24 protein-coding genes are annotated in these 21,459 nt (G+C 43.7%); 13 read left to right on the plus strand and 11 right to left on the minus strand.

The window, feature by feature from the left end:
- Window positions 1–168: 168 nt before the first annotated feature.
- The 3 genes from OQY15_RS05785 to OQY15_RS05795 are packed head-to-tail and all read left to right on the plus strand — an operon-like array spanning window position 169 to window position 2,456.
- A complete protein-coding gene (locus OQY15_RS05785) occupies window positions 169–1,359 on the plus strand; it encodes a glycoside hydrolase family 88 protein (protein ID WP_265788873.1) in 1,191 nt (396 codons plus the stop codon).
- A gap of 36 nt (window positions 1,360–1,395) precedes the next feature.
- Complete coding sequence (locus OQY15_RS05790; protein ID WP_265788875.1) at window positions 1,396–1,962, plus strand: thiamine pyrophosphokinase; 567 nt, start codon at window positions 1,396–1,398, stop codon at window positions 1,960–1,962.
- A complete protein-coding gene (locus OQY15_RS05795) occupies window positions 1,959–2,456 on the plus strand; it encodes a GNAT family N-acetyltransferase (RefSeq protein WP_265788877.1) in 498 nt (165 codons plus the stop codon). The genes OQY15_RS05790 and OQY15_RS05795 overlap by 4 nt, the downstream gene beginning before the upstream one ends.
- An 8-nt stretch (window positions 2,457–2,464) precedes the next feature.
- Here OQY15_RS05795 and OQY15_RS05800 read toward each other — a convergent pair whose 3' ends face one another.
- Together OQY15_RS05800 and OQY15_RS05805 are read right to left on the minus strand one after the other, a co-directional pair.
- Window positions 2,465–3,778 carry a M20/M25/M40 family metallo-hydrolase gene (locus tag OQY15_RS05800; protein WP_265788879.1) on the minus strand — a complete coding sequence of 438 codons (1,314 nt, stop codon included), beginning with the start codon at window positions 3,776–3,778 and terminating at the stop codon, window positions 2,465–2,467.
- A gap of 10 nt (window positions 3,779–3,788) precedes the next feature.
- A complete protein-coding gene (locus OQY15_RS05805) occupies window positions 3,789–4,871 on the minus strand; it encodes a DUF4407 domain-containing protein (RefSeq protein ID WP_265788881.1) in 1,083 nt (360 codons plus the stop codon).
- A 163-nt stretch (window positions 4,872–5,034) separates the two neighbouring features.
- Between OQY15_RS05805 and OQY15_RS05810 the strand changes: the two genes are divergently transcribed.
- Window positions 5,035–5,349, plus strand: a complete 315-nt coding sequence (locus tag OQY15_RS05810) for a rhodanese-like domain-containing protein (protein ID WP_265788883.1) — start codon at window positions 5,035–5,037, stop codon at window positions 5,347–5,349.
- Window positions 5,350–5,351: 2 nt separating this feature from the next.
- On the plus strand, window positions 5,352–5,579 hold the full coding sequence (locus OQY15_RS05815; RefSeq protein WP_265788885.1) for a DUF6358 family protein: 228 nt from the start codon (window positions 5,352–5,354) through the stop codon (window positions 5,577–5,579).
- Here the strand turns inward: OQY15_RS05815 and OQY15_RS05820 are convergent.
- Window positions 5,560–6,594 (minus strand): dipeptide epimerase, encoded by a 1,035-nt coding sequence (locus tag OQY15_RS05820; RefSeq protein ID WP_265788887.1) that lies wholly within the window; start codon window positions 6,592–6,594, stop codon window positions 5,560–5,562. The two genes, OQY15_RS05815 and OQY15_RS05820, sit on opposite strands and share 20 nt — an antisense overlap.
- Window positions 6,595–6,935: 341 nt before the next feature.
- Between OQY15_RS05820 and OQY15_RS05825 the strand changes: the two genes are divergently transcribed.
- The gene (locus OQY15_RS05825) at window positions 6,936–7,904 is read left to right on the plus strand and encodes a hypothetical protein (RefSeq protein WP_265788889.1); all 969 of its coding nucleotides are present in this window, start codon (window positions 6,936–6,938) and stop codon (window positions 7,902–7,904) included.
- On the opposite strand, the gene OQY15_RS05830 is transcribed toward OQY15_RS05825, so the two are convergent.
- From OQY15_RS05830 to OQY15_RS05840, 3 genes are all read right to left on the minus strand, one after another.
- Complete coding sequence (locus OQY15_RS05830; protein ID WP_265788891.1) at window positions 7,901–8,518, minus strand: rhomboid family intramembrane serine protease; 618 nt, start codon at window positions 8,516–8,518, stop codon at window positions 7,901–7,903. The two genes, OQY15_RS05825 and OQY15_RS05830, sit on opposite strands and share 4 nt — an antisense overlap.
- Window position 8,519: 1 nt before the next feature.
- The gene (locus tag OQY15_RS05835) at window positions 8,520–10,220 is read right to left on the minus strand and encodes a M14 family metallopeptidase (RefSeq protein WP_265788893.1); all 1,701 of its coding nucleotides are present in this window, start codon (window positions 10,218–10,220) and stop codon (window positions 8,520–8,522) included.
- A 74-nt stretch (window positions 10,221–10,294) separates the two neighbouring features.
- The gene (locus OQY15_RS05840) at window positions 10,295–11,005 is read right to left on the minus strand and encodes a hypothetical protein (protein ID WP_265788895.1); all 711 of its coding nucleotides are present in this window, start codon (window positions 11,003–11,005) and stop codon (window positions 10,295–10,297) included.
- 60 nt (window positions 11,006–11,065) lie between these two features.
- Here OQY15_RS05840 and pepT point away from each other — a divergent pair, with 60 nt between their 5' ends.
- Window positions 11,066–12,319 (plus strand): peptidase T, encoded by a 1,254-nt coding sequence (pepT, locus tag OQY15_RS05845; RefSeq protein WP_265788897.1) that lies wholly within the window; start codon window positions 11,066–11,068, stop codon window positions 12,317–12,319.
- Between the two features lie 4 nt (window positions 12,320–12,323).
- Here the strand turns inward: pepT and OQY15_RS05850 are convergent, their stop codons facing one another.
- The 5 genes from OQY15_RS05850 to OQY15_RS05870 all read right to left on the minus strand — a co-directional run bounded on the left by OQY15_RS05850 (window position 12,324) and on the right by OQY15_RS05870 (window position 16,941).
- On the minus strand, window positions 12,324–13,334 hold the full coding sequence (locus tag OQY15_RS05850; RefSeq protein ID WP_265788899.1) for an LLM class flavin-dependent oxidoreductase: 1,011 nt from the start codon (window positions 13,332–13,334) through the stop codon (window positions 12,324–12,326).
- A 75-nt stretch (window positions 13,335–13,409) separates the two neighbouring features.
- Window positions 13,410–14,099 (minus strand): class I SAM-dependent methyltransferase, encoded by a 690-nt coding sequence (locus OQY15_RS05855; RefSeq protein ID WP_265788901.1) that lies wholly within the window; start codon window positions 14,097–14,099, stop codon window positions 13,410–13,412.
- A gap of 21 nt (window positions 14,100–14,120) precedes the next feature.
- Complete coding sequence (locus OQY15_RS05860; RefSeq protein ID WP_265788903.1) at window positions 14,121–15,221, minus strand: mechanosensitive ion channel domain-containing protein; 1,101 nt, start codon at window positions 15,219–15,221, stop codon at window positions 14,121–14,123.
- Window positions 15,212–16,630: an MBL fold metallo-hydrolase gene (locus tag OQY15_RS05865; protein WP_265788905.1), complete on the minus strand. Its 1,419-nt coding sequence runs from the start codon at window positions 16,628–16,630 to the stop codon at window positions 15,212–15,214. The genes OQY15_RS05860 and OQY15_RS05865 overlap by 10 nt, the downstream gene beginning before the upstream one ends.
- Window positions 16,631–16,734: 104 nt before the next feature.
- Entirely contained in the window at window positions 16,735–16,941 is a 207-nt protein-coding gene (locus OQY15_RS05870) for a YtxH domain-containing protein (protein ID WP_265788907.1), read from the minus strand.
- A gap of 214 nt (window positions 16,942–17,155) precedes the next feature.
- Between OQY15_RS05870 and OQY15_RS05875 the strand changes: the two genes are divergently transcribed.
- From OQY15_RS05875 to nagA, 6 genes are all read left to right on the plus strand, one after another.
- A complete protein-coding gene (locus tag OQY15_RS05875; protein WP_265788909.1) occupies window positions 17,156–17,527 on the plus strand; it encodes a hypothetical protein in 372 nt (123 codons plus the stop codon).
- A 90-nt stretch (window positions 17,528–17,617) separates the two neighbouring features.
- A complete protein-coding gene (rplM, locus tag OQY15_RS05880; RefSeq protein ID WP_265788911.1) occupies window positions 17,618–18,061 on the plus strand; it encodes a 50S ribosomal protein L13 in 444 nt (147 codons plus the stop codon).
- Window positions 18,062–18,077: 16 nt separating this feature from the next.
- On the plus strand, window positions 18,078–18,464 hold the full coding sequence (gene rpsI / locus OQY15_RS05885) for a 30S ribosomal protein S9 (protein ID WP_265788913.1): 387 nt from the start codon (window positions 18,078–18,080) through the stop codon (window positions 18,462–18,464).
- Window positions 18,465–18,484: 20 nt separating this feature from the next.
- Complete coding sequence (gene rpsB, locus OQY15_RS05890; protein ID WP_090555612.1) at window positions 18,485–19,309, plus strand: 30S ribosomal protein S2; 825 nt, start codon at window positions 18,485–18,487, stop codon at window positions 19,307–19,309.
- Between the two features lie 104 nt (window positions 19,310–19,413).
- Entirely contained in the window at window positions 19,414–20,250 is an 837-nt protein-coding gene (tsf, locus tag OQY15_RS05895; RefSeq protein WP_265788917.1) for a translation elongation factor Ts, read from the plus strand.
- An 81-nt stretch (window positions 20,251–20,331) separates the two neighbouring features.
- Window positions 20,332–21,453, plus strand: a complete 1,122-nt coding sequence (gene nagA / locus OQY15_RS05900) for an N-acetylglucosamine-6-phosphate deacetylase (RefSeq protein WP_265788919.1) — start codon at window positions 20,332–20,334, stop codon at window positions 21,451–21,453.
- Window positions 21,454–21,459 lie beyond the last annotated feature (6 nt).

Raw genomic sequence — 21,459 nt, forward strand, 5'->3', positions numbered from 1 at the left:
AATGCTGTTTCTGTCAGAATAAGTCTAAGGCGTTATTTCAGCTATAACGATAGTCTGTTATTATTTATTTTATAAACAATTGTCATATTATGATAAGATATTCTTATACTTGATAGAGCAGAACGGGCATTCCGGCTCCGTAAACCAAATATAACCAACATGCTAAAAATGAAGTTTATCCCTGTTATTGTCCTGATCATCTTGAGTATAGCTGCGCGGGGACAGCAGTTTAAGCCCAACGCACAATTGCTAAAAACTATAGAAGCTAATTTCAAAAAGGGTTCCTCACAGTATGAGCTAATGATGAAATCTCTTGAGCCGGGCCGTTTTCCTAAAACGTTTGATGCAAAAAATAATAAGCTGGTGACGAGTGATTCGGGCTGGTGGTGCAGCGGTTTTTATCCGGGGACATTACTGGAGCTGTATGCAAAAACTAAAGATACTGCATTACTGAAAGAAGCCGATAGGATGCTGACACTTTTAGAAAAGGAGCAGTATAACAAAACTACACATGACCTGGGATTTATGATGTACTGCAGCTTTGGTACGGCCCTGAAACTTGATCCCAAGCCAGCTTATCAGGAAATTCTGATCAACAGTGCCAAATCTTTATGTACACGTTTTGATCCAAAGGTGGGCTGTATCAAATCATGGAACGGCCAGAAGAATGAATTTCTGGTGATCATTGATAATATGATGAACCTTGAGCTGCTGTTCTGGGCAACCCGGGCTACGGGTGATTCCAGTTATTACAAAATCGCGGTAACGCATGCGAACACGACGATGAAAAACCATTTCAGAACCGATTACAGCTCTTACCATGTGATCAACTATAATCCCGAAACGGGAAAAGTACAGAAGAAACAGACTGCGCAGGGTTATGCCGATGAATCTGCATGGGCAAGGGGCCAGGCCTGGGGACTGTATGGATATACCCTGATGTACCGCGAAACCCGCGATCAGAAGTATCTTGACCAGGCCAGTCATATCGCCTCCTTTATCCTGAATCACCCTAATCTGCCGGCGGATAAGATTCCGTATTGGGATTTCAATGCACCGAATATTCCTGATGCGCTGCGGGATGCTTCTGCAGGAGCGATCATATCATCCGCGCTTTTTGAACTGGCGCAGTATGCTTCTGCAAAAGAGGCGAAAGTATATTTCAGTGCTGCTGAGCAAATGCTGAAAAGCCTTTCCGCAGCACCATACCAGTCTTTGCCGGGGACCAATGCAGGTTTCCTGCTGCAGCATAGTGTAGGGCACCTCCCGCAGAAATCTGAAGTGGATGTGCCGCTGAGCTACGCAGATTATTACTATGTAGAGGCCATGGAGAGATATACAATGAAAACAAAATACTAATAGAGCAAATCCGACAATCATTGATATATTAGCGGCATGTCATCGCACCATATAGTAAAAGAAAAACAGGAACCGGCTTTGTATATTCACAACCTGGGTAATTTTGATGAAGAGTATCTGGGACAGATCCTGGAATGGAGCCCTACACTAGTTGTGAATGGGGCCATTTATGAAAAAGTGATCAGCCTTGGCCTGAAGGTAGACGTGGTTGTAAATGCTCCTGAGGATTATACAAGCCAGGAGAATACGAAATCTATTCTGGGCCCCGGCGACGAATACAATACTGTGCTGAATTACCTGATCTCAGAAAAGTATTCTGCCGTAAACATCATTGACGTAGAAAAGAAGATCTCATCACTGGATTATTATCTGCCGAAGATCAATATTGTTCTGTTCAGTGCTACTGAAAAGTCTTATGCCATCAAAACCGGGTTTAAGATATGGAAACCTGCAGGAAGCCTATTTCTGATTGATGTAGTATCCTACTTTGAAGCCACGAACCTGATGCAAAAGGACGAGCGCGAATTTGAGGTGGTGAAAGACGGCTTTGTCGAGTTTACTTTTACCACCACGGAATATGTGTTTTTAAGCGAACAGTTATGATCAGTCTGAGAAAAGCAAAAGAGGCCGACCTGCATATTATCCAGTCTATTGGAACAATCACCTATGGGCCTACCTATCTGGAGTTATTGGGGCAGGAGCAGCTGGATTATATGCTGGGCAAGTTTTATTCGATTGCCGCATTGAGGCAGCAGCTGATAGAAGGGCATAACTTCATCATCGCTGAAACTGCCGGAAAGGACCTGGCTTTTGCATCCTGGTCGCGCGTTGATGAGGATGGCCATCTGGCGGTGAAGCTGCATAAGTTGTATGTGCTGCCCGAAGCCCATGGTAAAGGACTTGGCAAGTTGCTGATCAACGAAGTGAGGGATAAAGCACTTGACCTGGGAGCAAAATCGCTGATCTTAAATGTAAACCGATATAACAAAGCCCTGGAGTTTTATCAGCGGGCAGGGTTTAAAATCAAAGAAACCGTTGACATAGAGATTGGCAACGGTTTCTTTATGAATGATTATATTCTGGAGTTAGCGCTGTAAGCTGCGGCTTACTTCACCAGTTTTGGAATCCTTACCGGGGTATCTGTTCCTTTGACAATGCTTCTTGCGCTCAGTGCGATCGCTCGTATTGTAGATAAGATGTTTTCTGTATCCAGAGAACTGTATTCGTCTTTCACGCTATGGTATAATTTGTCAGTGTCTATCTGATCAGTACTGATCGTATGGGCCGGAACACCTAATGCTGCCAGTGTGGCATTGTCGCTTCTGTAAAACAGATTCTGCTCGGTGTAAGGGTCCGGATGAAAAGTAAATGATGTTCCTGCAAGGTTCTTTTGCAGGATCTTCCCGAAATCAGACTTCTCATAACCTGTAATGAAGGCCGCATTTTTACCAAACTTGCTTTCTTTTCCGATCATCTCAATGTTAAACATGGCTACCACCTCATCAGGGTTTAGCTGTTCAGAGAAATATTTTGCACCATAACCGCCAATTTCTTCAGCTGTAAAAGCTACAAAGATCAGTGTACGTTCATTGTTATTTTGCTTTTTGTAATATTTGGCCAAAGCGATCATCGCTGTAGTACCGGAAGCATCATCATCGGCACCATTGGCAATACTGTCCTGATCTACTGCCTTGATGATCCCCAGGTGGTCATAGTGGCCAGAGAAAATCACATATTCCTTGCTCTTTGACTTGCCTGGGATCATTCCTGCCACATTAAATAGCGGGAGTTTTTCAACGTTGTATAGGAGTGAAACATTAAACTCTTTAATTGCTGTTTCTGGTGCCAGTACTAACACTGAGGCAGATGGGTTGGCTTGCTTCAAGTCTTTTTCATCCAGCGCAGCACCTTTGGCAAAATAAGATTTCATCAGGTTAAAGTCGGCCGCAAACTTTTGGTCTACCAGTACCAGTTGACGTTTTTTGCTGTTCAATATCGCACGCAGCTGTGCTTTAAAAAGTTTGCTGGTATCCATTTTAACCCATCCATCACTGTTCGACTGGTTAAAGGCGATACTTTCTGAGGTATTTCCGAGTACAAGCACGTTTGCTGGCTCAACAGCTTTTCCGTCTATGGAGATATCAGTGTTTTTTGGACTCAGCTGATATTTATAAAACGTTTGCCGGTATGACGTTGCACCTGTAAGTGGTTGCAGACCAATTTTTTTAAATTCTGAGGATATAAATGTGGCTGCCTTGTCAATTCCCGGAGTAAATGTTCCGCGGCCCTGCATATCGTCACTACTGAGAGTTTTGATCAGGTTGTCTACGTAGTCTTTGGTAATAATTTTGTCGATGTTCTGGGCATTTGCCGTTCCTGCGATGAAGAGCAGGATCAATGGGTAATAAAACCGTTTCATTCTATAGTTTTTAGTTAGTCAAATTTCTTTTCTGCCTGTCAGTTTCTGCAGACACGCGCGTGTCGTGAACCCCGTCAGTTACCTCAATTTCATAATCCCTGTCTTTCACTGAGGTATGGTTCTGGCTGTTTTCCAGGTTTTCTACCGACCTGTCATAAGGGCCCCTGGAGCTCATCATCTTTACAAATACCGGCAGGCACTCAAAGAAAATGAACAGGAGGCCGATGAAAGTAACAGCCAGCGCTGTGGTATTGTCGCGTGTGCCATTGGTATTGAAGCTGAGTTGTCCCAGCGCCCAGTTGCGGTCGGCAAAACCTGCGATGTTTGCCAGGCTGTCCAGCTCTTTTCCGGTATACAATCTTTCCGAAAGCAAGCCATCAAACTGTTTCCTGCCGGCAACAAAGTTTTCCATGCGACTGACATCAGCATTGACCGAGTCGAGGTTTCTTTCCCTCTGCTTCAGCTCCTCTTCCTTTCTTTTTGCATAAGGGCCGTAACCCATCACGCCGGATGTTTCGTCGGTTTTGGTACCAAAAACTTCAAAGTTCAGCTTCTGACGGTCTGATTTGATGCCGCTGGCGAGCGAGTCGCGCTGTGCTTTGGATTCATTAAGTTTGGCAAGCTCGATGGTATATTTATTGGTAAAAGCTTTATTGAGCGTATCAATTTTTGAGCGCTGGTTGTTCAGGTAACTCACCTTAAGGCGCTCCCTGATTTCTTTATCAAAGATCTTGAGCTCCAGCGGACGGGAGATGACCATGCCGATCATGATGGCCAGCAGAATTCGAGGTGTTGCCTGGGCGATCTGTTTTCCTGAGGACGAGTTTTTATTGATACTGGCCACGATATACCTGTCCATATTAAAAATGGCGAGACCCCACAGCAAGCCGAAGAATATGGAGAATAAAACGGCTGCGGTATCGCCTTTGAAAACGAAATACATGGCATATCCTCCGGAAAGGGCGGCAAAGACGCCGGTAAAAAATATTGTGGCTCCAATACCTACATACTTGTTATGTTCGGTAGGGTGCTTTTCTAAGGTAGGCTGATGTACGCCGGAACAAAACCAGAAAAAGCGGGTGAGTGCATCCATAATAAAACAAAGTTAAGAAAGAATACTATTAAACGCCCGGTCTGCCAAGTTGTTACAGGGTGGCGGGTCAACAATAAATTTTAACCTGTGCTTGTCATTTAATTTATTGATAAACTTTATATTTGACAACCGTGGGATACACAAACCCATTAAAGCTACGATTATGAAAGAAGTTACCGTACAAGAACTAAAAGAAAAAATAGACAACAAGGAAGATTTTCAACTGATTGATGTAAGAGAAACTTTCGAATATGAAACTTCGAACCTTGAGGGAGAAAACATTCCCCTGGGCGGGCTGCTGATTGAGATCGACAAAATTTCAAAAGATAAACCTGTAATTATGCAATGCAGAAGCGGACAGCGCAGTGCTGCTGCGGTAATGCAGTTAGAGCAACGCGGGTTTGATAATGTTTATAATTTAAAAGGCGGAATCCTTGCATGGAGACAGGAATTTGATCCAAGCATGCCTGTTTACTAGAAATGAAGAAGAACATTGCATTAAACGTATTTTATACGCTGGGAATTGTGGTATCTGTGATTGCACTAAAATGGGCATACCAGGCACATAATTTTCCTGTTGTAGGTGTGCTGGTGGCGACGACGATATTTTTCCTGTACCTGAAGATCAAGATTGTAAAAGATGTGAGATCATCCATTCAGGAAAAAGAAAAGAGCATCAACGACGCTGCTAAAGACCAAACAAATTAGCCGGAAGACCTTTCAGACCCAAACCTGGAAGGTCTTCCAGTTTATACCTGCCGTTGACGATCTCTGGTGTTTCAAAGGGGTTGTTCTTTGTGAGGAAAGGACCGTCGAGGTCGGCCCAATTACACAAAGGGGCCAGAGCAATTCCTGCCTGTGTGGCAATAGAGGTTTCACTCATACATCCTATCAGCACTTTCATGCCATAAGATTTAGCTTTGAGAATCATCTGATGGGCTTCGAACATACCTCCGCTTTTCATCAGTTTCACATTGATCCCGTGATAGGCGCCTCTGAGTCCGTCGATATCCGCCAGTCGCTGTGCGGCCTCGTCTGCAAGGATAGGGATGGGGCTGCGCCCGGTTAACCAGGCATTTCCTTCAAGATCATGTTTGTCCATCGGCTGTTCAATAAGCACTACACCCTGATCGTGCAGCCAGTAGATCAGCTCAATCGCTTTCCTGCGGTCTGTCCAGCCCTGATTGGCATCCACATAGAGCGGCAGGCTGCTCAGGCTCCTGATGGTTTGAATCAGCGCCCGGTCGTCATCAGAACCAAGTTTTATCTTCAGCACTTTGAAGCCTTCGGCATCGGCCACCTTTTCTTTAATGATTTCCGGTTTATCGATCCCTATCGTGTAGGAGGTAAGTGGCATCTTTGCAGGATCGGCGCCGTAGATTTCATAGCAGGGTTTCCCAAGAATCTTTCCATTGATATCGTTGATCGCAATTTCTATTGCTGCTTTTATCGCGGGATGACCTTTTTCCAGGCTATCCAGGTAATTGATGATCTCCTGGAAATCAAAGGGAAAGGAAAAACGATTCCAGTCGACCCTCTGCAGAAAGCTTTCCGCAGAAGCATAACTTTCGCCCAGATAAGGCACCATTGAAGCTTCCCCATACCCATCCGTATTTTCGTATGTAAGCTTTAGCAAGAGCAGTGGCGTACTTGTTCTGGAGAAACGGGAGATGGCAAAAGGGTGTTTGAGCTCGAGGTTATACGCGATGTGGGATGCCTGCATATTTAATTAAGTATCTGTGGTGTATTAAAATTGCTTAAATACGTGGTCTGCTCGTATTTGGTTCGTTATAAAAAGGCTGTAGATCCGGTATTGACAGGGTGTTGACAGGCTCAAATGGACTTTTTGAGCCTGACAACACCCTGTCAATAGCCTGTGAAGCCTCTGTTAACAGCAAGGAATATACGATTAATAACAGTATAGTGACCGATGTAATGTATACTTATACCTGAACTTAAATACTGCTTCATATTGATATGATCTGAGGTTGTATTGTCCCTTTTCTGTCACCTGTTCCTCCGGTTCAAGCTCAATATAAATAATATTCCTAATATTGCGGCTATATGGTCAGCTCACTCTATCAACCGTTTAAAAACTTTGATTTTAATTACCGCAACTGCTTTTTAAGTGGTAATACTTTCGACACGCCTATCATACAGACAAATGTGCTGCCGGAATGGCTGCTGAAAATGGCTAATTACAGCGGTGACGAGCAGATACAGTTGCTGGATGAGACCATCAGAACCTACAACTCCCTGAAGGTTCCCGTGAATGAAGAAGTGCAGGCACATTTTATTGAGCCTCTGGAACAAAAAATTGCTGAAGCATTTGCCATTGGGTATGAAGCTGTTTCCAGGCTGGAGGAGGGCGACCTGTTCAAATGGATGGGTAAATTTCTGTATAGCCTGATTTATATAGAGATGCATGCCGCCGTGGGGCAGCAGCAGCTGAGCAGTGATGGACTGAACATGTCGCAGGGACTGATGCACAAATTCGGGAACCTGCATACGATGTTGCAGGGGATTTACCAGAATGTGGAGTTTGAGGACTTTATACCATGGTCTATCGTTATTGTTCCAATGGAAAAGGAAGATGTTTCTTTCAGCTTCAGGGATGAGATCAACACCCTTACCTTTTCGCTGAAACTTAAGGATTTTGGTATCATCGCCTGCCTGCAGGACAATGGGACCAACAAAAAATACCACCAGCAGATTCTTGATCAGGTGGCTTCACAGCGTTTGACGGAGCAGCAGTTTGAAGAGCTGAGCGCAAGGTTTTTTTATTCGGCCTATCTGTTTAACCGTTTACCGGAATATACGATTATGCCTGTAGAAGGATCGGTATATATTGATGCTATGCCTCTGAGAGGCACCATGAACAAACCCCTGTTTGATGTATGGCAGCACAAAACCTATGCGCAGGTGCTGGAAAACTTCTGGAAACCCTGGGGAAACCTGCTGATGGAGATCAGAAAAGATCCGAATAACCCCACCAGTTACTTCAATCCACCCTCTTTGCCGGAGACTGATTAACCCTGGCCGGTAATAGCAGCAATAAAATGCGGCACTATGCCCGGCACCAGCAATATCGTGATGATGATACCTGTGATCGCACCAAAGAGATGGGCATCGTGGTTGATGTTATCTCTTGAGCTTTTGGACATGTAATAACTGTACACCAGGTATAAGATGCCAAAAAGCGCCGCCCAGATCGGTATGGGCAGAGGGAAGATCATCAGTGTGCTCAAAGGATAAAACAGAATATAACTAAACAGCACTGCTGATATGGCTCCCGAAGCACCGAGGCTATGGTAGTGGAAGTCGTTTTTATGTTTGATGACCGAAGGGATATCACTCAGGATGAGACCTACAAAATACAGCACCCCGAAACGCAGACTGCCGATGGTAGATTCAAGGGTAAAGGCAAAAGCATAGAAGGTAAACATGTTGAAAATCAAATGCATCCAGCTACCATGGATCAGTCCGCTTGTAATTAAGGTATAGACATTTTGTTTACGGTATACACTATAGGGGTGCAGCATAAACTTGCCATAAAGACCGTTATCGTTAAATGCATATATGCTGGTCACCAGTGTGAATATGAATATAATTGAGGCAACGGGGGTATTCTGAAGAAACTGTATCATTTTATTTCAAATTGATTTTTATATCGTGCTGCAATCTAGCGATTGGATAGCGTAAATGTGTGTTTTCGTAATATTTTGAATACTTGTAGACAAAGTCCAGCTGTGCGGCAGGGCTTTTGGACAGTGCAGGGTTCTTTGCTTTTTCTTCTTCCAGCAGTTTACGCAAGGCCGGGTCTTGTTCTAGAAGACTGGTGGCAGTGTCTTCGAAAACATAGGCGGAATAATGTTCTTTCTGATCCAGGATGGAATCAAAAAAGTTCCACGTGAAAAAAGAATCGGTAGCCTGAGGTTCCAGGGTCTCTACTATATAGCGGTTCTGTGCCTGGTTGACATAGACCAGGTAATCTCCGGCGTAATACTGGAGTTGCTGTTGTTTGGTGCTTAATTCTACGCTATTATGCAGGTAATGCCCTTCAAAAGGTCTTGAGGCAGTTTTATAATCGGTTATGTAGTAAGAGTCTACCGTAAGCTGTGTATCTGCAGTCAGCTGTTGTACTTTCACACCGTTCAATTTCAGCAGCGTGATCACTTTCTCCCAGGCTTTAGGAATGACATAAGCGAGGGGTTTTTGCACCACCGTAGCGGGCTCAAACTTATTCCAGTATTTGATCTCTTTGGTATAAGGTTCGTTACGGTCGTAATACAGCCTGTCAGCCCCGCTCACCGCACTGGGTTTATGTTTAGCAGTGAAACCTTTGAAGGTTATCGTATCCCATACTTTTTCATTCAGTTTCCAGGTTAGCGGGAAATCCTTTTGTTTTGAGACAGCTTCATCGGCTTTGCGCTTATTTTCGCCAATCAGCTTTGCATCGCGTTTCACGATACCGATATAGCTTTTCAACAGCAGGTAGGTAGATTCTACTCTTTTGTCATAGGGCTTGAGCATATGTGTTTCTGGCATAAAGCCTATCGTATTGTGCAGTGCCGCGTAACCTGTAGAATATCTTGGAGTTTCCAGAAAACCGGTAATGCCGGCCTCGGGAGTTTCTTCTATGGAATTGATATAGGGAATGAGTTCAAAACCCTTTTGCTGCATTTCGGTGTACAGCGAAGGCACCATTGTCTGAGTCAGGTATCCTGCAAGAATAGTGTTGAGTTTATCTTTCTGGGTAGGTATGAGCGTCATCGTATACTGGTAATCAGCGCCATTACTGGTATGTGTGTCCACAAATATCTCCGGCTGCCAGGTGTTAAAAATCAACTGGAAGGCAGCAGAATTTTTGGAGTCCGTTTTAATAAAATCCCTGTTGAGGTCATAATTTTTGCTGTTTCCCCTGAATCCAAATGCCTCGGGACCATTCTGGTTGGCCCTGGAACTGTTGCCCCGGTTAAAAGATCCATCGATATTATACACCGGGATAATGCAGATCACCACATTATCAGGCAGCAGATTATCTTTTAACAGATCTCTCGCCAGCATCATGGAGGCGTCTATACCTTCAGGTTCACCGGGATGAATACCATTATTGATGAGCAGAATCCTGCGGTTACTTTTCCGGATCTCTGCAGGATCAAATATTTTATCTTTTGATAATACCAGGAGGTGAAGGGGCTTCCCAAAATCTGTGCTGCCATAAGTAAGCAGTTTTGCCTGCGCTGAGGATTTTGCAAGTTTTTGATAGAAAGCGATAGCCTCATCATAGGTAGCGGTCTGGTTTTTATTGCCAAGCTCATATGGCGTCTGCTGTGCAAATGACTTCATAGATAGAAAAAGTATTAAAAACGAAATGGCGGCTTTCATAAAGGAGTATCTCTGTATAATAGTATTGAACAAATTTAATATTTTCTGAAGGTCTTTCTGGATAAACCGACTTTACCAAAGTTGTATTTTACACCGAGGGAGAAGAAGGTGAAAATATCTACGGTACCACTTTGGAAAGTTATCCTGGAGTCGTCATAGCCATCAAGACCTTCGCCCAGTGTGACATTAGCCTGGTAATTGAAATTGATGACATACCTGTAGAAGCCTTCGCGATCAGGGAAATGTACATTGATCCCCAGGTTGAGTGGGAAAAAGACATCTTTTGAATCCAAATGATCTACTGTAGCAAAGTTATTGTCGTTAGGATCCAGACCGGTAGTAAAAAGCGTACTGTTTTTGATAACTCCGACCCCGGCGCCGAGATATATGCCCTTGAATACATCTGAAGCACCATTGTAGTTGTCGTTCAGTATTTGCCCGAGTGATACTTTAGCATTTACAGCGAAAGACTGGTATGAATTGACAAATTCCCGGTTTAGGGGATTATTTCTGAAGTCACCACCATTAACCTCTCCTTTTTGAACTTCAAGGCCAAGGCTAGTAAATGGAGTGAAAAGGTAATCCAGTGTACCATATCCCGCCAGGCCAAAACCGTGTTTCTGCACTTCGGTGAATGACTGGGTAACACCAAAGCCGGCGCCGACAGATATTTTGTAGAAGTTCGACTGTGCAAAGGACGAAAGTACAGTTGTGAGGAATAAGATGGTGATAATTATCCTTTTCAAGTTGTGCCGATTTTTAATTGTAAAGCATGATCTTTATTACCTTTACTTTTTTTTAAAAATATGCTAAAATATCTTAACAGCAGTAATTCATTGCAAAATAGATTTACTGAATATGTAAAAATAGATACTCAGTCTGATCCGGCATCGGCCAGTATCCCTTCTACTGAAAAGCAGAAAAACCTTGGAAAAGTATTGGTAGCACAGCTGCTTGAAATGGGCATTGCTGATGCACATCTGGATGATTATGGCTATGTATACGCTACAATTCCTTCAAATTCTGATAAAAATGTCCCCGTGATCTGCTTTTGCTCTCATATGGATACCTCTCCGGACTGCAGTGGCTTTGAGGTGAAGCCGGTCATTCATGAAAACTATCAGGGTCAGGACCTGGTATTGCCAGACGACCCTTCGGTGATCCTGAAGATGGCTGAACATCCTGATCTGAAGCATCAGATTGGAAATGATATCATTACTGCGAGTGGCACAACGCTGCTGGGAGCAGATAATAAAGCGGGACTGGCAGAGATCATGGAAGCGGCAGCTTTTCTTGTAGCACATCCAGAGCTTAAACATGGAACGATCAGGATCCTGTTTACTCCTGATGAAGAAATTGGAAGGGGAGTGGATAAAGCGGATCTGAAGAAACTGGGTGCTGATTTTGCCTATACTGTTGATGGCGAAACCTGTGGTTCTATTGAAGATGAAACTTTCTCTGCTGATGGTGCCACGCTGATTATTCATGGCGTAAGCTCGCACCCTGGTTTTGCCAAGGGAAAAATGGAGAGTGCCATCAAAATACTGGGGGATGTGCTTAGTGCCTTACCTAAGGACAGGCTTACCCCTGAAGCTACGGAACAGAAGGAAGGATTTTTGCATCCTGTGTCTGTACAGGGAACAGTGGAGCAGGCAGAAGCGCATTTTATTATACGCGATTTTGACGATGAGCTGCTGGCTGAGCATGGTCGTACATTGGAGATTCTGGTACAGCAGGTGATGGAAAACTATCCGAATGCTACCTATGAACTAAGGATTAAGGAGCAATACCGCAATATGAAAAAAGTACTGGATCAGTATCCGCAGGTACTGGAATACGGTGTGCTGGCGATTGAACGCGCAGGTATACAGGTGAAAAAACAGAGTATACGCGGGGGAACGGATGGCTCAAGGCTGTCTCTGATGGGCTTGCCTTGTCCAAATATCTTTGCAGGTGAACACGCCTTCCATGGCAAGCAGGAATGGGCTTCGGTGCAGGACATGGAGAAGGCGGTAGAAACGATCATCAACCTGGCGCTGATATGGGAAGAGAAAAGCTAGGCTATTATTTCAAAAACAGATCTGCAAGGAGTTCGTAGGATCTCATGCGGTCTTCAAAAGTTTCGGCAAGCGTACTTACCATGAGTTCTGTACTCTGGTAGCTATTGAGGAACTGCTCAATGCGCGGCTTGATCTCAGCGGGTGTGCCGGAGATCATTCGCTGACGGTTGAAGATGATCTTTTCCTGTTCTTCTGCGGTATATTGAAGATCTTTAATCTCCTCGTAACTTACTGCGGGGAGATCGCCAACGGTCACCAGCTGCAGAAAACGGTAGTCCATTATCGCCTGGTACCGCGATAGTTTTTCCCGGTCTTCGGAACAAAAGACGAAAACACCTACACTTACTTCGGGGTATGGAAGTTCTGCTGAAGGATGGAAGGTATTGCGATAGATTTCAACTACATCCTGACCACCAACAGGGCGAATGAAATGAGCGAATGAAAGGCCGGTACCCAACTTTGCGGCGGTCAGGGCACTTTGCCCTCCCGATGTTAACAGCCATAAGGGGGGAGTGGTATCCGACTGCGGGACAGCATAGGTTTCTACTTTCTGCCGTCCTTTCAGGGGCTTGTCGTTAAGGTAATGGCTAAGGTCTTCCAGCTGCAATGCAAAATCTTCATCGCTGCGTTTACCGGAGGGGTTAAGGATGAGCTCTGTGTTTGGGTCTGTTCCTGATGCGCGGCCTACACCCAGGTCTATCCTGCCGGGATAAAGGATTTCGAGCAGACGGAAGTTTTCTGCTACTTTCAGGGCGCTGTGGTTGGGCAGCATGACCCCTCCGGAACCGATACGTATGTTTTTGGTTTTTGATGCGAGCTCTGCTGTGAGGATCTCGGGCACTGAGCTGGCAAAGGCGATTCTGTTATGATGTTCTGTCACCCAGAAACGGGTATATCCCAGCTCATCTGCCTTTTGTGCAAGTGCTATCGTTTCATGGATAGCTTCTGTAAATGTGCCCCCGACTTTCACAGGGGACTGCTCTAGTATGCTTAAACGAATGTTATTTGCTTTCATATAATTTTTAACAATAAATTATTTAACGATCAATAATTTATGATGTTGTCAATTATGAGAAAGCTCAGCGGGTGATTATTGGGGTAACCGCATTTCGGCAAGATACTGATCCTGACCATCGTCGAATAAGAGATGGCATTCCCAGCCGGATTCTCTGGCGATTTGCTTGAGGAGTATCGGATCAATGTAAATCCAGTTAAACCACTCCCCTTTTTCGCCTTGATATTCATACTGATAAGAAACCTCGCCGTAATATTTATCTGTGGGCTTTTCAGTATCCTCATACAAATAGGTGATGTCAGAACTGTCAAATAACAGTTGTCCGCCTTCGTTCAACAGCGTTTTTGCATGATTGATGAAAGTCTTGAAACCCTCTACAGTTCCTGTTAAGCCGATGCCGTTCATCAGGAATAGCAAGGTGTCAAACTTTTCTCCGCTGTAACTGAAAATATCTCCAACTACCGCCTGTTGAACTCCCCGTTCCTGCATAATCTCCACCGCTGATGGAGAAAGATCTATGGCTACGACATCGAATCCTCTTTCCTGCAGGATAAGGGCATGACTACCTGCACCACCACCAACATCCAGTACCCTGCCTTCGCAGAGGTCCATCGCTTCAAGCTCTATATCAGGCATTTCTTCTTCGGTGCGGAAGAAAATATCAACCGGCATTTCTTCAGGTTCATCATAAGAATTGTGCAGCCAGAGGGTCTCAGCAGTGTTATTGTTAAAGTGGTCCTGTAAAGCGTTTCCAAAAACATCCATGGGCTAAAGGTATTGAAAATATTATTCAGGGATAAAAGGAGGACTATCCTGCCTGGCACCTTCACCGTTAAATTCCAGCCTTGTTTTTGGGAAGCTGTCAGGATAATTGGCTTTGATAAAGGCGATCATCTCCTCACGTACGTGGCAACGCAAATCGAAAGCCTGCGAAGAATTTCTCGCGCTCATCAGGAAACGAATTTCAATATTCAGTTCTTTATTGTCGGTTACCTGTACCACGTTTACCCGTTTATCCCAAAGTGGATGGGCAGTGAGTAATCTCGTTAATTCCTCCCTCAATGGTGGGATGGGAACAGTATAATCAAGGTACAGGAAAACGGTTCCGAGCAGTTGTGCTGATACCCTTGTCCAGTTTTGGAAAGGTTTTTCGATAAAATATGTAATCGGAAGAATCAGCCGCCGCTGGTCCCAGATATTTACCACTACATAGGTAAGCGTGATTTCTTCTACACGTCCCCATTCTCCTTCTACGATGACCACATCATCAATACGGATAGGTTGCGTAAAGGCAATCTGAAAACCCGCCAGGAGGTTACCCAAGGATTTCTGAGCGGCAAAACCAATGATGATACCACCCACGCCGACCCCGGTGAGGAGACCTGTACCTATTTTGCGCATACTTTCGAAGCTGAGCAGAACAAGGGCGATAGTAATCAGTACGATCAGGGAGACCACAAACTTGCGGATAAACTGCAGTTGTGTCCTGATTTTTCTTTCTTTAAGATTGTCTTCCTTGCTGAGGTCGTACTTGTGATAGAAATGATCCTCAAATACTTTGATGATCCGGATCAGGATCACTGCAACGCAGACGGTAAGAGATATTTCAAGCAACCGCGACAGCTGGGCCCTTAGTCCTGTGTTCATGACCATAAACCCCATGGAGATATTGAGCAGGAGCAGGGGAATAAAAAAGCCTGCAGGATAGCTGAGGTGCCGTATGATAGACCTGATTTGAAAGGATGCCCAATACCTGGAAAAGAATTTGAATGCTTTGAGGATAATGAATTTTAGGATCAGGCCAATGGTAATAGCGGAGCCGGCCAGGATAAAATTCTGAATCCATTCAGGTATTGGGTGTCCAAAAAAATCGTCTATTAGCTCCATGCGGGTTCTTTATTATATTCATATTCCTGTCGGTATTCAGGAATAGCTATATGTTTAAATCCATGATCTTTGAGGCGCTGAGCAAAATTTTGCTGTACATCATACTCTCCATGTACCAGGAACAACTGCTGCACAAGTGCAGGATCCTGACACGACAGGAAATGCAGCAAGTCTTCATAGTCGCCATGGGCACTCATTGACCTGATCGATTTGATATCGGCAGCTACGTTGAGGTTTTCCCTGAAAAGATAAATGCTTTTATCGCCTGCCAGCAGTCTGCCCGCCAGAGAGTCCGGAGAGCAATAGCCGACCATCAGGATCGTATTTTTCTGGTTGCTGACCGTGTTGCGGATATGGTGTCTGACACGTCCTCCTTCGGCCATGCCCGATGCAGAAATAATCACGCATGGACGCGGATTGTTATTGAGGGCTTTAGATTCTTCGACGCTTTCTATAAATTTCAGTCCTTTAAAAGCGAAAGGGTCTTCATCGATTTTCAATACTTCCTTTACACCGTTGTTATATACTTCGGGGTGGTTCTTTAAAACCTCTGTAGCCTGAATAGATAAGGGGCTGTCTACAAAAAAGGGAACATCAGGAAGTTTGTTTTTGAGTTCGAGACCGTTTAGTGCATATAAGAGTTCCTGGGTGCGGCCAACGCTGAAGGCTGGTATCACCAGTTTGCCCTTTTTTACCAGGCAGGTCTGGGTAATGATTTCGAGCAGCATATTTTCTATAGGCTCCAGGTCTTTGTGCAGAGAATCTCCATAGGTGGATTCCATGATGATATAGTCTGCCTGCGGGAATTTCTGCGGGCTCTTGAGCAGCAGATCGCCATAACGGCCTACGTCGCCACTGAAGGTAAGCCTGATTGTTTCATCGTCTTCTTTGATTGCGAGATGTACGGCCGCGCTGCCTACGATATGTCCGGCATCAGTAAAACGAAGGCTAAGTTCGGGACTGATCTCAAAATCCTCGTTATAGTTGACGATTTTGAATTGTCCCAGTGTTTTGATCACATCTTCTTCTGTATACAGTGGTTCTTCGGTTTCTTCACCGCGGGAGAGTTGCCTGTTGGCATATTCTGCATCCTGCGTCTGGATTTTTGCAGAGTCCATCATTAAGATCCTCGCAAGATCCATCGTGGCGGGCGTGCTGTAGATTGTTCCGGTAAAGCCTTCAGCTACCAGTCTGGGCAGCAGACCACAATGATCAATATGCGCATGTGAAAGAATCATGTAGGTAACGGCAGAGGGTTTGAAGCCGAAATAGCCGTTTAGTTTATCAGTGACTTCTCCCATTCCCTGGAACATGCCGCAGTCTAGTAATATTTGGGTGTTATCTTTAAGAGTAATGAGGTGTTTGCTGCCAGTTACGGCACGGGCAGCACCATGAAAAGCGATTTTCATATGGGTGTAGTTAGAATGGGAGCAATGGCGCTGCCGGCTCAGCGGGGGGTATAATCCGGGGATGAAATGAGGTGATGCCGGATCCTGGCATCACCTGTTTTTAATTAATGTCTTACCTGTGCAATTTTGTCTTTCACAGTATCAGCTACATCAGCTAATTTATCTTTGGAAGCATCCAGCAGGTCGCAGAACCAGTCTGAAACTTTATCTTTTACATCATCACTTTTATCAGTTGATAAGATTAACGCTACTGCGGCACCAAGAGCAGCTCCTGCAAGTATACCTGCAACAATTTTCGTTTCTTTTTTCATGAGTATATAATTTTGTTTTTAATGGTTATGAAGCTTGCATGAGCTTATTTGTTGCTTTAAGCTTTGTAAGCTCATGCAGGTTTCATGAGTATATAGTTTTATTTTTAATGGTAATAAAGCCTGCGCTATAATACTCGAATAACAATGCCCGCATAAAATAGTTTTTAATGATCTTTGAAAAAGGTAAGCCTAAGCTGGTTTTTACCACATATACATGCTGAGAACTTTATCCTATCTGAATCTGATTGGCACGGTGTGCTATTTTCTGGTCTATCTGCAAAACGGCAATCCTACTATCATTCTGGGCTTGTTGTCGACTATTGTATACCAGTGGCTGATCCTGCGGAGCCAGGAGCAGGAACGTGGAGCCTGGGGAATAATAGAAGGTTTTTTTGCTGTTTTATCGCTAGTGTTTGCGCTTTATATGGGCTACAGCGCAGTTTTGCTGCTAATCATTGTGATTGAATATGAGTACTATTCATGGAACAGTATGCTGCTGATTGGCTCGGGACTGCTGCTGATGCTTGCTCTTCTTTTTCATCTGTTTTTGAGCTGGACAGAAAAATTAGTAAAAAAAGATGAGTAACCGTTTGATAGTTACATATTTTAATCTATCTTTGCAGTCCCTAAATCTTAGGGGGAATAAATAATTGTTTAACAAATTAAATACAAGCAAGTGAATACGTTAAGTTACAAAACTGTCTCTGCCAATGCTAAAACTGTTAACAAACAGTGGGTTGTTGTTGATGCACAAGGCGAGATTTTGGGGCGCTTGTCATCGAAGATCGCAATGATCATCCGTGGTAAAAACAAGCCTGAGTATACCCCACACGTAGACTGCGGCGATAATGTGATCGTTATCAATGCAGACAAGATTAAGTTGACCGGTAACAAGTTAAGTGACAAAACTTATACTTCTTACACTGGATATCCAGGTGGTCAGCGTTTCATTTCTCCGAAGGAGTTATTGGCGAAACATCCTACACGTGTGATCGAGAAAGCTGTTCGTGGTATGTTACCTAAAACAAAATTAGGTGCAAAATTATACACGAATCTTTTTGTATACGCAGGTTCTGAGCATCCTCATGCAGCACAATCACCAACAACCATTACACTTTAATTAAAGGAAGAAAGAAATGTCAGTTACTAATACTTCAGGAAGAAGAAAAACTGCTGTTGCGCGAATCTACATGAAAGAAGGCAACGGTACTATTACTGTAAACAGTAAAGATTACAAAGTATATTTCCCTACATTACCATTACAATATATTGTTAACCAGAGTTTCGAAGTTTCTGAACTTGCTGGACAGTATGATGTACAGGTAAACGTAGCAGGCGGTGGTGTTAAAGGCCAGGCCGAAGCTGTTCGTTTAGCGATCGCTAAAGCTATTGTCGAGTTAGATGCTGAGAAAAAACCGGCATTACGTGCTAAAGGGTTAATGACCCGTGATATGCGTATGGTTGAACGTAAGAAACCAGGACGTAAGAAAGCTCGTAAAAAGTTCCAATTCAGTAAACGTTAATCTCAAGGAGGACAAAGACAATGGCAAGAACAACATATCAAGACTTATTGGATGCAGGTGTACACTTTGGTCACCTTACCCGCAAATGGAATCCGAAAATGGCACCATATATTTTTATGGAACGCAATGGGATTCACATTATAGATTTAAATAAAACTTTAACTAAAACTGAAGAAGCTGCTTCAGCGATCAAACAAATCGTAAAATCAGGTCGTAAGATCTTATTTGTAGCTACTAAGAAACAAGCTAAAGAAATCGTTGCTGATCAGGCAAAAAAAGTAAACATGCCTTTCGTAACTGAGCGTTGGTTAGGTGGTATGTTAACAAACTTCCAAACTGTACGCAAGTCAATCAAAAAGATGTCTAACATCGATAAAATGACTAAAGATGGTACTTATTCGATCCTTTCTAAGAAAGAGCGTTTAATGATCCAGCGTGAGCGTATCAAATTGGAAAGCTTATTAGGTGGTATCGCGGATTTAAACCGTTTACCAGCAGCAATCTTTTTAATTGACGTTAAAAAAGAGCATATCGCAGTTAGCGAAGCGTTGAAATTAAACATTCCAACATTTGCAATGGTTGATACAAACTCTGATCCGTCAAACATCGATTTCCCTATCCCGGCGAATGATGATGCAACTAAATCTATCTCTTTAATTACTGATGTAATCATCAAAGCAATTGAAGAAGGTTTAGATGAGCGTAAACGTGAGAAAGATGATGAAGCTGAAAAAGAAGCTGTAGCTGCTAAAGCTGCTGCTGATGCTCCTGAAACTGCTGCACCTGGCGCAAGAAGAGCTAGAAAAGAAAATGCTGAAACCGAAGAAGGTACAAGCGAAGCATAAATAATATATTTTTGGGTTGTATGTTGTGCGTTGAAGGTTCTTACTAACAACTTACAATGTACAACCCATAATTTTTTAGATAAAAACTTAAAAAAGAACATAACATGTCAGTACAAATTTCTGCAGCAGATGTAAACAAATTACGCCAACAAACCGGTGCCGGTATGATGGATTGCAAAAAAGCATTAATAGAGGCCAATGGCGATTTCGAAGCTGCGGTTGATTACTTACGTAAAAAAGGTGCTAAAGTTGCAGCGAGCCGTCAGGATCGTGATTCTAACGAAGGTGTTGTTATCGCAAAAGCTACAGCTGACGGAACACGTGGTGTTGTAGTTGAATTAAACTGCGAAACTGATTTCGTAGCTAAAAATGCTGACTTCATCGCTTTAGCGACTAAATTCACTGATTTAGCAGTTGAGAAAAACCCTGCTACATTAGAAGAACTTTTATCTCTTGAAATTGATGGTCAGAAAGTTTCTGATATCATCGTTGAAAACACTGGTAAAATCGGTGAGAAAATCGGTATCTCTAAATTCGAAACTGTTTCTGGAGAGAAAGTTATCCCTTACATCCACGGTAACTACCGTTTAGGCGTTTTAGTAGCCCTAAACCAAACTGTTGCAGGTGCTGATGAAGCTGGTAAAGACGTTGCGATGCAAATTGCTGCAATGAACCCGGTAGCTTTAGATAAAGCTGACGTAGATACACACACGATTGAGCGTGAAATGGAAATTGCTAAAGAGCAAATCCGTGCAGAAGGTAAACCTGAAGAAATGGTAGAAAAAATTGCTGCTGGTAAACTGAACAAGTTCTACAAAGACAGTACTTTATTAAACCAGGAATTTGTTAAGGATTCTTCTAAAGACGTTCGTAAATTCTTAAATGACACTGCTAACGGTTTAACTGTTACTGCATTTAAACGTGTTCAATTAGGATCATAGTTCCTTCAATGATAATTATAAAGAGTCCCTTATTTTAAGGGACTTTTTTTTTGCCTTATATTTAGCGAAACTCATTCAGGAATGATAGCTATTACAAATTGTAAGTTTTTTAAGGAAGGCAGACTGGTTAACAATGCTGCGGTGTTAATTGCAGATGGCCTGATTACAGAGATCAGGGAGGGGGAAATCCCGGAAGGTTATCGTATCGAAGATGCGCATGGAGCATATGTTACTCCGGGTTTTATAGATTTACAGATTTATGGTTCCGGCGGCAACCTGTTTTCTGCCTATCCTACAGTAGAAACGTTAAAGCAGATGGATGAACATCTCATCAGCAAGGGTACTACAGGATTTCTGGCCTGCCTGGCTACCAACTCGCTGGATGTCTTTGCAGCAGCTATTGTAGCTGCTAAAGCTTACCGCCCGGAGGCCAAAGGATTTTTGGGGCTCCATCTGGAGGGGCCATACCTGAATCCCAAAAGGCTGGGGGCACATCCTGAAAAGTATGTCCATAAAGCTACGCTGGAGGAGCTGAAGAGCTTGCTTGATGATGCAGATGGTGTGGTCAGAATGATGACACTGGCGCCTGAGCTTCAGGATGAAGAGGTTATCCGTTATCTGCTTGACCAGGGGATAGTCCTCTCTGTGGGACATAGTGATGCAAATTACGAACAGGCAAATAAAGCATTTGCTGATGGGTTTACGACCTCCACGCATTTGTTTAATGCGATGCCCGCTATCCACCACCGTAATCCTAACCTGCCTGCAGCGATATTAAATCATCCCACTGCAATGGCCAGCATCATTGCTGATGGTGCGCACGTGGATTTTGCCATGGTACAGCTGAGTTATAAAATGATGAAGGAAAGGTTGTTCCTGATCACCGATGCGGTGACGGCCTGCAACGTTGGCCCTTATCAGCATGTGCTGAACGGCGACAGGTTTGTGATGCCGGACGGGACAATTTCAGGCTCTAACATTACGCTGCGCGATGCGGTAAGTAACTGTGTAAATCACTGTCATATACCATTGCATGCAGCTTTGGACATGGCTTCGGTACAGCCTGCAAGGGTTTTGGGAATAGATGACTCTTTCGGAGAACTTACAACCGGAAAAACGGCCAGCTTATTGCTGCTGTCGGACGAATTTGTTCTCCAAAAAGTATTTGTCGCAGGAGTTGAACATTTGATCAGTATTAATTAAAACAAA

Source organism: Pedobacter sp. MC2016-15 (genome assembly GCF_026239695.1).
In the GTDB taxonomy this organism is placed as follows: Bacteria; Bacteroidota; Bacteroidia; order Sphingobacteriales; family Sphingobacteriaceae; genus Pedobacter.

Coding starts and splice junctions, on each gene's coding strand:
- nagA (WP_265788919.1), top strand. CDS start 20,332: ATGATAGCTATTACAAATTGTAAGTTTTTTAAGGAAGGCAGACTGGTT.
- tsf (WP_265788917.1), top strand. CDS start 19,414: ATGTCAGTACAAATTTCTGCAGCAGATGTAAACAAATTACGCCAACAA.
- OQY15_RS05795 (WP_265788877.1), top strand. CDS start 1,959: ATGATCAGTCTGAGAAAAGCAAAAGAGGCCGACCTGCATATTATCCAG.
- pepT (WP_265788897.1), top strand. CDS start 11,066: ATGCTAAAATATCTTAACAGCAGTAATTCATTGCAAAATAGATTTACT.
- OQY15_RS05850 (WP_265788899.1), bottom strand. CDS start 13,334: ATGAAAGCAAATAACATTCGTTTAAGCATACTAGAGCAGTCCCCTGTG.
- OQY15_RS05825 (WP_265788889.1), top strand. CDS start 6,936: ATGGTCAGCTCACTCTATCAACCGTTTAAAAACTTTGATTTTAATTAC.
- OQY15_RS05815 (WP_265788885.1), top strand. CDS start 5,352: ATGAAGAAGAACATTGCATTAAACGTATTTTATACGCTGGGAATTGTG.
- OQY15_RS05875 (WP_265788909.1), top strand. CDS start 17,156: ATGCTGAGAACTTTATCCTATCTGAATCTGATTGGCACGGTGTGCTAT.
- OQY15_RS05800 (WP_265788879.1), bottom strand. CDS start 3,778: ATGAAACGGTTTTATTACCCATTGATCCTGCTCTTCATCGCAGGAACG.
- OQY15_RS05810 (WP_265788883.1), top strand. CDS start 5,035: ATGAAAGAAGTTACCGTACAAGAACTAAAAGAAAAAATAGACAACAAG.
- OQY15_RS05785 (WP_265788873.1), top strand. CDS start 169: ATGAAGTTTATCCCTGTTATTGTCCTGATCATCTTGAGTATAGCTGCG.
- OQY15_RS05870 (WP_265788907.1), bottom strand. CDS start 16,941: ATGAAAAAAGAAACGAAAATTGTTGCAGGTATACTTGCAGGAGCTGCT.
- OQY15_RS05860 (WP_265788903.1), bottom strand. CDS start 15,221: ATGGAGCTAATAGACGATTTTTTTGGACACCCAATACCTGAATGGATT.
- OQY15_RS05855 (WP_265788901.1), bottom strand. CDS start 14,099: ATGGATGTTTTTGGAAACGCTTTACAGGACCACTTTAACAATAACACT.
- OQY15_RS05835 (WP_265788893.1), bottom strand. CDS start 10,220: ATGAAGTCATTTGCACAGCAGACGCCATATGAGCTTGGCAATAAAAAC.
- OQY15_RS05820 (WP_265788887.1), bottom strand. CDS start 6,594: ATGCAGGCATCCCACATCGCGTATAACCTCGAGCTCAAACACCCTTTT.
- OQY15_RS05805 (WP_265788881.1), bottom strand. CDS start 4,871: ATGGATGCACTCACCCGCTTTTTCTGGTTTTGTTCCGGCGTACATCAG.
- OQY15_RS05865 (WP_265788905.1), bottom strand. CDS start 16,630: ATGAAAATCGCTTTTCATGGTGCTGCCCGTGCCGTAACTGGCAGCAAA.
- rpsB (WP_090555612.1), top strand. CDS start 18,485: ATGGCAAGAACAACATATCAAGACTTATTGGATGCAGGTGTACACTTT.
- OQY15_RS05830 (WP_265788891.1), bottom strand. CDS start 8,518: ATGATACAGTTTCTTCAGAATACCCCCGTTGCCTCAATTATATTCATA.
- OQY15_RS05790 (WP_265788875.1), top strand. CDS start 1,396: ATGTCATCGCACCATATAGTAAAAGAAAAACAGGAACCGGCTTTGTAT.
- rpsI (WP_265788913.1), top strand. CDS start 18,078: ATGTCAGTTACTAATACTTCAGGAAGAAGAAAAACTGCTGTTGCGCGA.